9 protein-coding genes and 1 pseudogene are annotated in these 9,502 nt (G+C 66.2%); 7 read left to right on the forward strand and 3 right to left on the reverse strand.

From position 1 onward, the window contains the following. The 7 genes from KDJ86_RS20590 to KDJ86_RS11020 all read left to right on the forward strand — a co-directional run. Window positions 1-99 (forward strand): DUF6867 family protein (locus KDJ86_RS20590; RefSeq protein WP_367116785.1); only part of this gene is annotated, 99 nt, incomplete at its 5' end. A gap of 149 nt (window positions 100-248) precedes the next feature. Further along, entirely contained in the window at window positions 249-1,361 is a 1,113-nt protein-coding gene (locus tag KDJ86_RS10995; RefSeq protein ID WP_291745514.1) for a branched-chain amino acid ABC transporter substrate-binding protein, read from the forward strand. Window positions 1,362-1,441: 80 nt separating this feature from the next. After that, on the forward strand, window positions 1,442-2,446 hold the full coding sequence (locus KDJ86_RS11000; protein WP_291745516.1) for a P1 family peptidase: 1,005 nt from the start codon (window positions 1,442-1,444) through the stop codon (window positions 2,444-2,446). Window positions 2,447-2,740: 294 nt separating this feature from the next. Continuing rightward, a complete protein-coding gene (rpe, locus tag KDJ86_RS11005; RefSeq protein ID WP_291745518.1) occupies window positions 2,741-3,400 on the forward strand; it encodes a ribulose-phosphate 3-epimerase in 660 nt (219 codons plus the stop codon). Window positions 3,401-3,435: 35 nt separating this feature from the next. Further along, a complete protein-coding gene (locus KDJ86_RS11010) occupies window positions 3,436-4,167 on the forward strand; it encodes a DUF2259 domain-containing protein (RefSeq protein ID WP_291745520.1) in 732 nt (243 codons plus the stop codon). 44 nt (window positions 4,168-4,211) lie between these two features. Then, window positions 4,212-5,522 (forward strand): adenylosuccinate lyase, encoded by a 1,311-nt coding sequence (gene purB, locus KDJ86_RS11015; protein ID WP_291745522.1) that lies wholly within the window; start codon window positions 4,212-4,214, stop codon window positions 5,520-5,522. Window positions 5,523-5,570: 48 nt separating this feature from the next. Continuing rightward, a complete protein-coding gene (locus KDJ86_RS11020; protein ID WP_291745524.1) occupies window positions 5,571-6,098 on the forward strand; it encodes a glutathione peroxidase in 528 nt (175 codons plus the stop codon). 42 nt (window positions 6,099-6,140) lie between these two features. Here the strand turns inward: KDJ86_RS11020 and KDJ86_RS11025 are convergent, their stop codons facing one another. The 3 genes and pseudogenes from KDJ86_RS11025 to KDJ86_RS11035 form a co-directional block, all read right to left on the reverse strand. After that, window positions 6,141-6,848 (reverse strand): aquaporin, encoded by a 708-nt coding sequence (locus tag KDJ86_RS11025; protein ID WP_291745526.1) that lies wholly within the window; start codon window positions 6,846-6,848, stop codon window positions 6,141-6,143. Between the two features lie 82 nt (window positions 6,849-6,930). Further along, window positions 6,931-8,790 carry a hypothetical protein gene (locus KDJ86_RS11030; RefSeq protein ID WP_291745528.1) on the reverse strand — a complete coding sequence of 620 codons (1,860 nt, stop codon included), beginning with the start codon at window positions 8,788-8,790 and terminating at the stop codon, window positions 6,931-6,933. A 151-nt stretch (window positions 8,791-8,941) separates the two neighbouring features. Beyond that, window positions 8,942-9,264 (reverse strand): annotated as a pseudogene (locus tag KDJ86_RS11035) (hypothetical protein); the annotation flags it as partial. Window positions 9,265-9,502 lie beyond the last annotated feature (238 nt).

Raw genomic sequence — 9,502 nt, forward strand, 5'->3', positions numbered from 1 at the left:
CGCGCCGGCCAGATGACATCCCAATATGGCTGGCTCTACGAGCGGTCCGGCCCGTTCTCCTGGCGCTCCCGACCTCCGGCCGGACGCGACACGGCCTGAAGCGCCGGATACCGTCAGTCCAGTCCGGAAGGATGAGAATCGACGCGTTGCGTGCAAAATGACAACCGGCTAGTCTCGACCGATATGATCCATTCGGATCCCGCATCTTCTTAAAAGCAACGTCACCACTGTCACGGGAGTGCAGCTTAATGAAGACATTGATCAAAGCCGGTGTCGCCCTGTCGATGGGCGTCGCGCTGGCCGGCTCGGCCCATGCCGAGATCACCATCGCCACCGCCGGCCCGATGACCGGTCAATACGCGTCCTTCGGCGCGCAGATGAAGGCCGGCGCCGAACAGGCGGTCGAGGACATCAACGCCGCCGGCGGCGTCCTTGGAGAAATGCTGGTCCTCGAGGTCGGCGACGACGCCTGCGATCCCAAGCAGGCCGTGGCCGTCGCCAATCAGATGGCGGGCAAGGGCATCAAGCTGATGGCCGGCCACTTCTGCTCGGGATCGTCGATCCCGGCCTCCGACGTCTATGCCGATGAGGACATCATCCAGATCTCGCCGGCCTCGACCAATCCGAAATTCACCGACGAGCGTCCCGGCCCCGGCATCATGCGGGTCTGCGGTCGCGACGACCAGCAGGGCCAGGTTGCCGGCGAGTATCTTGCCAAGCATTTCGGCGACAAGAATATCGCCATCATCAACGACAAGACGGCTTACGGCAAAGGCCTCGCCGACGAGACCCAGAAGTTCATGGAAGCGGCCGGCAAGAAGCCGACCATGGTCGAGTCCTACACCGCCGGTGAGAAGGACTATACCGCCCTCGTCTCCAAGCTGAAGGCAGCCAATATCGACGTGCTCTACGTCGGCGGCTACCACACCGAGGCCGGCCTGATCAAACGCCAGATGGTCGATCAGGGCATGGATACCGTCCTGGTCTCGGGTGACGCCCTCGTCACCGACGAATACTGGTCGATCACCGGCGATGCCGGCGCCAACACCCTGATGACCTTCTCGCCCGATCCGCGCAAGAACCCGATCGCCGCTCCGGTGGTCGAGCGTCTCGAGGCCGCGGGCCGGACGACCGAGGGTTACGCGCTCTACACCTACGGCGCGATCCAGGCATGGGCGCAGGCCGTCGAGCGGGCCGGCACCACCGACTTCGAGCCGGTCGTCGCCGAACTCGAGAACGGCACTTTCGACACCGTCCTCGGCGAGTTCAGCTTCAACGGCAAGGGTGACGTGAACATCCCAGGCTACGTCTTCTACGAGTGGAAAGACGGCAAATACGACTACGTCGACGACAAGATGTAGGATCGTATCCGAACCGAACTTGGAAAACCCCGGCGGCGACGCCGGGGTTTTTCTTTGCCCCGTGCCTGGGCTAGCTTTGGATGGTGAAACGACCGCTCGCCAATCGCCTGACCGACGTGGACGGCCTCCTGGTCGGCAATGCCGATGACCGCGGGGTCAAGTCCGGCGTGACGGTCGTCGTCTGCGAGGAGCCGGCGGTTGCCTCCGTCCACGTCATGGGCGGCGCGCCGGGAACCCGCGAAACCGACCTCCTCTCGCCCGAACAGACGGTCGACCGGGTCGACGCCGTGGTGCTCTCCGGCGGTTCCGCCTTCGGCCTCGACGCCGCGGGCGGCGTCGCCGCCTCGCTTGCCGGCTCCGGACGCGGCTTCGAGGTCGCCGGCATGCGCGTCCCTCTGGTGCCCGCCGCCATCCTCTTCGACCTCGTCAATGGCGGCGACAAGGATTGGGGCGAGGATTCCCCGTATCGGTGGCTGGGGCGCGAAGCGGTCGGCGCCGCCGGCATCGACTTTGCGCTCGGAAGCGCCGGAGCGGGCGCCGGCGCGACGACCGCCAACCTCAAGGGCGGACTCGGGTCCGCCTCGACGCGCCTTTCAAGCGGCGTCACGGTCGCGGCCCTCGTCGCCGTCAACGCCGTCGGCCAGGTGACGATCGGCGACACGCCGCACTTCTGGGCCGCGCCCTTCGAGTGCGACGCCGAGTTCGGCGCGGCCGGTTTCCCGTCCCCTCTTCCGCCGGACGCGACGGCGCTTCGCCACAAGCTGCAGGCCGCGCCCCGCGCCAACACGACCATCGCCGTCATCGCCACCGACGCGATCCTCACCAAGGCCCAGGCCAAGCGGCTGGCGATGGTCACCCACGACGGTTTCGCCCGCGCCATCTGGCCGTCGCATACGCCGTTTGACGGCGATCTCGTCTTTGCCCTCTCCACCGGCCGGATACTGCTCGGCGACGCCGCCCTCGAGCTGATCGAGATCGGCGCCGCCGCCTCGGCCTGCATGGCACGGGCCATCGCCCGTGGCGTTTACGAAGCAACCCCCGCGGAGGGCGACCTCCTGCCGACCTGGCGCCGACGCTTCAGCTGACGGCCGGGGCGGCCTCGAAACGCCCGATCGGCACGCTCCCTCCCCCCGTCTTCACTGTCGCCCTCCGGCTTGACCGGAGGACCCCGCGATCACATGCGGGGGCAATGAAGGCCCGCGCCGCGTCGTCCCTCTCCCCGCGGCGGACGGAAAACGGTCCTCCGGTCGAGCCGGAGGACGACAGGTGGTGATGTTTGCTGCCCGGCTATGCGAGGCCAGGGATGGCGGCAATCCGCGCGAGCCTGTGGACGAAGCGGAATTGCACGGCGCAAGGCCTCGTGCTACGCCGCGCCCGCAATGGTTGGTCATCCGCTCGTCGCACCGTCGATTCTGTCCGCCGACTTCTCGCGTCTCGGCGAGGAAGTCCGTGCCGTCGAATCCGCCGGGGCGGACTGGATCCATGTCGACGTCATGGACGGTCATTTCGTCCCCAACATCACCTTCGGGCCGCCGGTGGTCGCCGCCGTCCGGCGGATAACCGGGAAGCCGCTCGACGTTCACCTGATGATTGCGCCGGTCGATCCGTTCCTGCCCGCCTTCGCCGAGGCCGGCGCCGACCGGATCAGCGTCCATGTCGAGGCGGGGCCGCATCTCCACCGTTCGCTGCAGACCGTCCGCGCGCTCGGCAGGAAGGCCGGCGTGGTGCTGAACCCCGCGACCCCGGTCGACGCCATCTCCTATGTGCTGGACCTGGTCGATCTGGTGCTGGTGATGTCCGTCAATCCGGGATTCGGCGGCCAGGAATTCATTCCCGGTTCGCTCGCCAAGGTCGCGGCGGTGCGTGAGATGATCGGCGATCGCGATATCCTCATCGAGGTCGATGGCGGGGTGACGCCGGAGAATGCCGGCGCACTGGTGGCGGCCGGCGCCGATGTCCTCGTGGCGGGATCGGCGGTGTTCAAGGGGTCCTACGCAGCCAATATCAGGGCGATCCGCGAAGCGGCCGTCGCCGGCTGAGCGGACCGGCGCCAGGACAGGGAAAGGGTCTGACCATGCGGCTCGCCATACTCGGCTTCCTTGCCCTGCTCCCGATATCGGAGGGTCCGGTCGCGGCGGCCGACAATGCCATGTCCCTCGTCCTCGGCTTTTCGCCCGACGGCCGGACTTTCTCCTTCGAGGAATACGGCGTCCAGGACGGGTCCGGCTTCCCCTATTCCAGCATCTACGTCATCGACACCGCGACCGACCAGTGGGTCGGCGGCACGCCCATCCGCGTCCTGTCGGAAGACGAAACGACGTCGCTGGAATCGGTGCGCGGCGATGCCCTGGACAAGGCTCGCCCGATCCTCACCTCGCGCCATGTCGACGAACCGGGCTCGGTGCTTGCCAGCAACCCGATTACCGAGGCCTCGGCCGACCCGCATTTCGTCTCGTTCCGGACCCGCGACTACTCGCTGCCGACGTCGGAGAAGCCCTACGAGCTGCGGCTCGACGAAGTCGCTCTGCCGGCCCCGGACTGCCCGGACATGGACCTCGGCCAGCCGTTCCAGGGCTTCCGGCTGACGCTCACCGACCCGGACGGCAAGCCGCATGTTCTCCAGGACGACCAGCAACTCCCGAAGAGCCGGCGCTGCCCGCTCTCCTACGGCATTTCCGAGGTCGACATCTTCTTTCCCCCCGCCGGCCAGCCTGTGCTCGTCGTCCTCGTCAACGTCTTCTCATACGGCTTCGAGGGTTATGATCGCCGCTTCCTGGCGGTGACCGGCCCCCTCCCCGCATCCTGACGGCCCTGGTCCTTGCCGGCGACCTGCAACAGAAGGCTCCCCGAATGATCCCGCGTTACTCCCGCCCCGAAATGACCGCCATCTGGTCGCCGGAATCCCGCTTCCGCATCTGGTTCGAGATCGAGGCGCATGCGCTCGACGCGATGGCGGAGATCGGGACGGTGCCGGCCGAGGCGGCACGGGTCGTGCGCGAGCGCGGCGACAAGGCCGTCTTCGATGTCGCCCGGATCGACGAGATCGAGCGCGAGACCCGGCACGACGTCATCGCCTTCCTCACCCATCTCGCCGAGATCGTCGGGCCGGAGGCGCGCTTCGTCCATCAGGGGCTGACCTCCTCCGACATCCTCGACACCTGCTTCAGCGTCCAGCTCGTCCGCGCCGCCGACCTTCTCACCGCCGACCTCGACCGGCTGCTCGCCGCGCTCAAGAAGCGCGCCTACGAGCACAAGGACGCCGTCTGCATCGGCCGCAGCCATGGCATCCACGCCGAGCCAACCACCTTCGGCATCAAGATGGCCTACGCCTTCGCCGAGTTCGCCCGGGCGCGCCGGCGCCTGCATTCGGCGCGCGAGGAAGTCGCGACGGCGGCGCTGTCCGGTGCGGTCGGCACTTTCGCCAATATCGACCCGCGGGTCGAAGAGCATGTCGCCCGCGCCCTTGGCCTCAGGCCGGAGCCGATCTCGACCCAGGTCATCCCGCGCGACCGCCATGCGATGTATTTCGCCACCCTCGGCGTCATCGCCTCGTCGATCGAGCGGCTGGCGACCGAGATCCGCCACCTGCAGCGGACCGAGGTGCGCGAGGTGGAGGAGTTCTTCTCGCCGGGCCAGAAGGGCTCTTCGGCCATGCCGCACAAGCGCAATCCGGTCCTGTCCGAGAACCTGACCGGCCTCGCCCGTCTCGTCCGGGCGGCGACCGTCCCCGCGATGGAGAACGTGGCGCTCTGGCATGAGCGCGACATCTCCCATTCCTCGGTCGAGCGGGTGATCGGCCCCGATGCGACCATCGGGCTCGACTTCGCCCTCGCCCGGCTTGCCGGCCTGATCGAGAACCTGCTCGTCTATCCCGATGCGATGCAGGCCAATCTCGACCGCCTCGGCGGCCTCGTCCATTCGCAGCGCGTGCTGCTTGCCCTCACCCAGGCCGGCATGAGCCGCGAGGACGCCTATGCCGCGGTCCAGCGGAACGCGATGCGGGTCTGGGAGGGCGGCGGCAGCTTCCTCGACCTCCTCAAGGCCGATCCCGCCGTCGGCGACATCCTGCCCGAGGCGGAGCTCGAAGCGCTCTTCGATCTTGGCTACCATGTGAAGCATGTCGACGAGATATTCCGGCGCGTCTTCGGCACCGGCAACTGATCAGCCCTCCCGTCGAGCCCCTCAATCCCGACCGCTATGGATCACCCCATGAACGCTCCCATCTACGATATAGCCGCCCGCCGCATCGACGGCGGCGATACCACGCTCGGCGACTATGCCGGCTCGGTGCTGCTCATCGTCAACGTCGCCTCCGAGTGCGGAAAGACTCCGCAATATGAAGGCCTCGAAAAGCTCTATGCGACCTATCGCGACAGGGGCTTCGCGGTCCTCGGCTTCCCGAGCAACCAGTTCGGCGAACAGGAACCGGGCAGCGACACCGAGATCCTCGAATTCTGCCGCAGCATCTATGGCGTCGATTTTCCGATGTTCTCGAAGATCGACGTCAAGGGTGACGGACAGCACCCGCTCTACCACCTCCTGACCGAGGCGCAGCCGATCCGGATCGTTCCGGCCGGCACCGAGAAGAAACCCGGCGCCGATATCCGGTGGAATTTCGAGAAATTCGTGATCGGCCGCGACGGCAGCGTCGCCGCCCGCTTCGACCCGAACGTCACGCCGGAAGACGAGATCTTGATCCAGTCGATCGAGCATGAACTGGCCAAGCCGGCGGACTGAAACCCGCCGCCGCGAAACGGCGGCAGGTTCGACGGCGCCCGGCTAGGAAGCGGGTTCGCTCCACAGCGCGCCGGACCGGTAGAGGAGCCCGGCGACACCGGCCCCGACCAGCGGCGCGACGATGAACAGCCAGAGCTGGGCGAGGGCCTGGCCGCCGACGAACAGCGCCGGACCGAGGCTCCGCGCCGGGTTGACCGAGACGCCCGTCACGTTGATCCCGACGATGTGGATCAACACCAGCGTCAGGCCGATCGCCATCCCGGCGAAACCGGCGATATGGACCGGGGTCCCCTTGGCGGTGACGCCGAGGATCGCGACCAGGAACACGAAGGTGGCGACCACCTCGAAGACCAGCGCCGAGACCAGGCCGTATTCGCCCAAATAGCCGGCCCCCCAGCCGTTCTGGCCGAGGCCGCCGTCCCATCCCGACGCCTTGCCCGACATGATCAGGTAGAGGACCGCGGTGCCGGCGATCGCGCCAAGGCATTGGGCGATCACATATTGCACGAAGTCGCCGACGCCCATGCGCCCGGCGAGCAGCACGCCGAAGCTCACGGCCGGGTTCACGTGGCAGCCGGAGATCTGGCCGATGCCGTAGGCCATCGCGACGATGGCGAGGCCGAAGGCGAAGGCGATCCCCAGCACGCCGACCGTCGTCGCCCCGACCGCCGGTCCCGCGATCACCGCGGCGCCGCAGCCGAACAGCACCAGCGTGAATGTTCCGATAAATTCAGCAATAGCCTTGTTCATAAGCTTCCCCTCAGCGCGAATCAGCGCCGGAATTCTACCTCGGATGGAAATCCCCGGATATCGAGAGAAGCCGAAGCCCGGTCTAGAAATTGGTGCAGACTGCAGCGCAGGTTTGTGCCCGGCCACCGAACTGGTCATTGGCGGGATCAGACGCAACCAGTTCCCATATGCCGTCGCGCAAGGTAACGGTGCAACTCGAATTCGCGCCGCCCGACGACACATGCGATAATGCGCAAAACGAGAACTGACCGAGCGTGATCGACGCGGACCCGCAATCCGCGCACGCGATCTCGCCGAATTGCGGCGTTCCGTCAGATCCCGCTCCAGGACCTGCCGCCGGCGGCCCCTCGCCGGGGGGCGCGGGCTCTTCCGGACCGGGCGGGGGAGATACCAGAACCACCGAGGGATCGTCGCTAGCATCCCCGGTCCCGAGGCATTGGCGCATGAACCACCGGTACCCGGGCACTCTTGCATTCCCGACCATGCCGCCGAAGGGGTATTCGGCCTCGTTCGAGTAGGTTGCCCACATCCAGGTCTCTCGGGTTCCGCCCTTCTCAGCCCAGTCGTCGGGTTCGTAGGCGGATTCGATTCCCTTCCCCACAACGATGCCATACTGGTTCACGCTCCAGGGCTTGCGAGCGTTGTATCTTGGCCCGCCGTCGTGGATGTTGAGGCGCCGGGTTGCCTCGGCAATCCATTGATCCGTGCAGGTTCGGCCTTCACCGCCGTTCAGCAACCCGGGGGTAACGACCTCCTGGCCGGGTGGCACCGGCGCCGCTGGAGTCGGCTCTTCCGGATCCCCTCCAGCGACGGTCAGCGTGCCGCTGCCGCCATCACTGCTCCAGTCCTTGGTCGGCTCTTGTTCGCAATGGCCCCATAGGCCGGTCATCTTCCCGTCTGATCCAACCGTGAATTGGGCCCGCCCCCAGGACGTGCTTCCATTGAGGTTCCAGGCGCATTTCACGCCGCCCTGGGCAATCCAGATCACGTCGACGGTGCAGCCATCGAAGCTGAGTTCCTCGAAGCGCCCGCTTCCATCCGCGCCGAAGACAGCCTTGCCGACTCCGAACTCTATCGCTTCGTTTGGTTCGGCGAACTCCCAGCGGCCGAGGAACGCTTCTTCCGAAGGCTTGTCGCCGCACACCGACGGTTCGTTCTCCGCCTGGTCGCCCGGATCAGGATCGCCGCCGCCATAGCCGCCCCCGTCCGAGCCCGCCGGCTGCTGGCGCCACGTCTGATGGATATAATATTGGCCGCCTTTGTTGGCACTGATCATGATCTGCATGATCGCGACCCCGCATTCCTCGGGCCGGCCACTGCGAAAGTCACCGGATTCGCCGGCGACATAGGTCTTGGACGCACCGGGTGGGCCATCATGGGAAAAGATGCGGCCGGGATTGTCGCCGGACAGTCCGAATCCGAGATTCTGGCATTTCCCCGACGGTTCCATCTGATCAGGCCCGCCCATCGCCGCGTAGAACTCGCCGGGAAAAACGATGTTTGTGTGGTTCCAGCCCGTGGCCTCCATCACCGAGAAATGCGTTCCCGGATTCTTGCATTCGTCGACCAGAAGCTCCCGGGAATAGGTGATGACGAAGGCGTCACCCACGGTTATCCGGTCGAGCGGTCGGTCGTATTGCCAGGCGTATTCGGTCCGTTGGATGCAGTCCGCCGGAATGTGCTTCGTCTGGATGATCACCCTGCCGCCAGCCGGTGAGATATCCTCTTCGATGATGTCGAGCCGGTATTCGGAATCCCGCGACGGCAACTTGGTGCGAATTGGCTCAAGATAACGAAATACCGTCGAAACGCAGCGCCGGTTGTCCGACGGTCCGCCCATCGTAGTGCCCGCTTCGCATTCCTGCGCGACCGCTGGCATCGGCATCGATCCGAGGGTCGCGCCGGAAAGAAGGATCAACAGACAGGCAATCATCCGCGGCATTCGACATTCCTTCCTCGTGCAAACGGCCGAGATCACTCCAGAAAGAGAGAGCCCATCAGCTTAGCGGTACATCTCCCGCGTGTGGAATTTTTTTGCCGGAAGGAGCGAAGAGGCCGGGCGGTAGCCCGTGCTCGCCGAGAGCGTTCCTGTTTTTGGCAGAAGCGTGTCCGGCATTTTCGAAGTTGTTGGCGCATTCGTTGGGTTGGATGGTTGCGACGAGGTGGCCGACATGTCGCCAGGTGTCCTCGAGGCTCCGTTTCCGGGCGTCGCCCATCGGGTGGTTGATCCTGGTGAATGTCTGTTCGATGGGGATTTGAGGTCGGGAGAGCATTTGGGCAGGAACCACAGGCGGGCGCCCGCGGCCTTGATCCCGTCGATGAAGACCGGCCGGTGTGGAGCGAGGCGACCTTGCCAGGCCTTCCAGCGCCGCCGCCGGCGGACGACGTCAGCCCGGCTCCGCTCAAGACCGATTAGCGCCGGTGCGGCGTTGGCGCTCCGTACAGCGGGACCTTCTGGGGAGAGGTCCGCTTCGCGGAAACTGCAGTCGCGGGACCCGGCAAAGAGGCTTGCATGCCTGATGGACCAGGGCGCGCGATCGCATGCGGTCGAACCACCCAATCACGGCCCCAGGACCATGCCAGGTTCCAGCCTCCGCGCGCAACGACCGGAGGGACCCCGGTCACTCGCAACGGATCACAAGGCGCTTGCCCTC

Source organism: Bauldia sp. (assembly GCF_020442045.1).
Classification (GTDB): domain Bacteria; phylum Pseudomonadota; class Alphaproteobacteria; order Rhizobiales; family Kaistiaceae; genus Bauldia.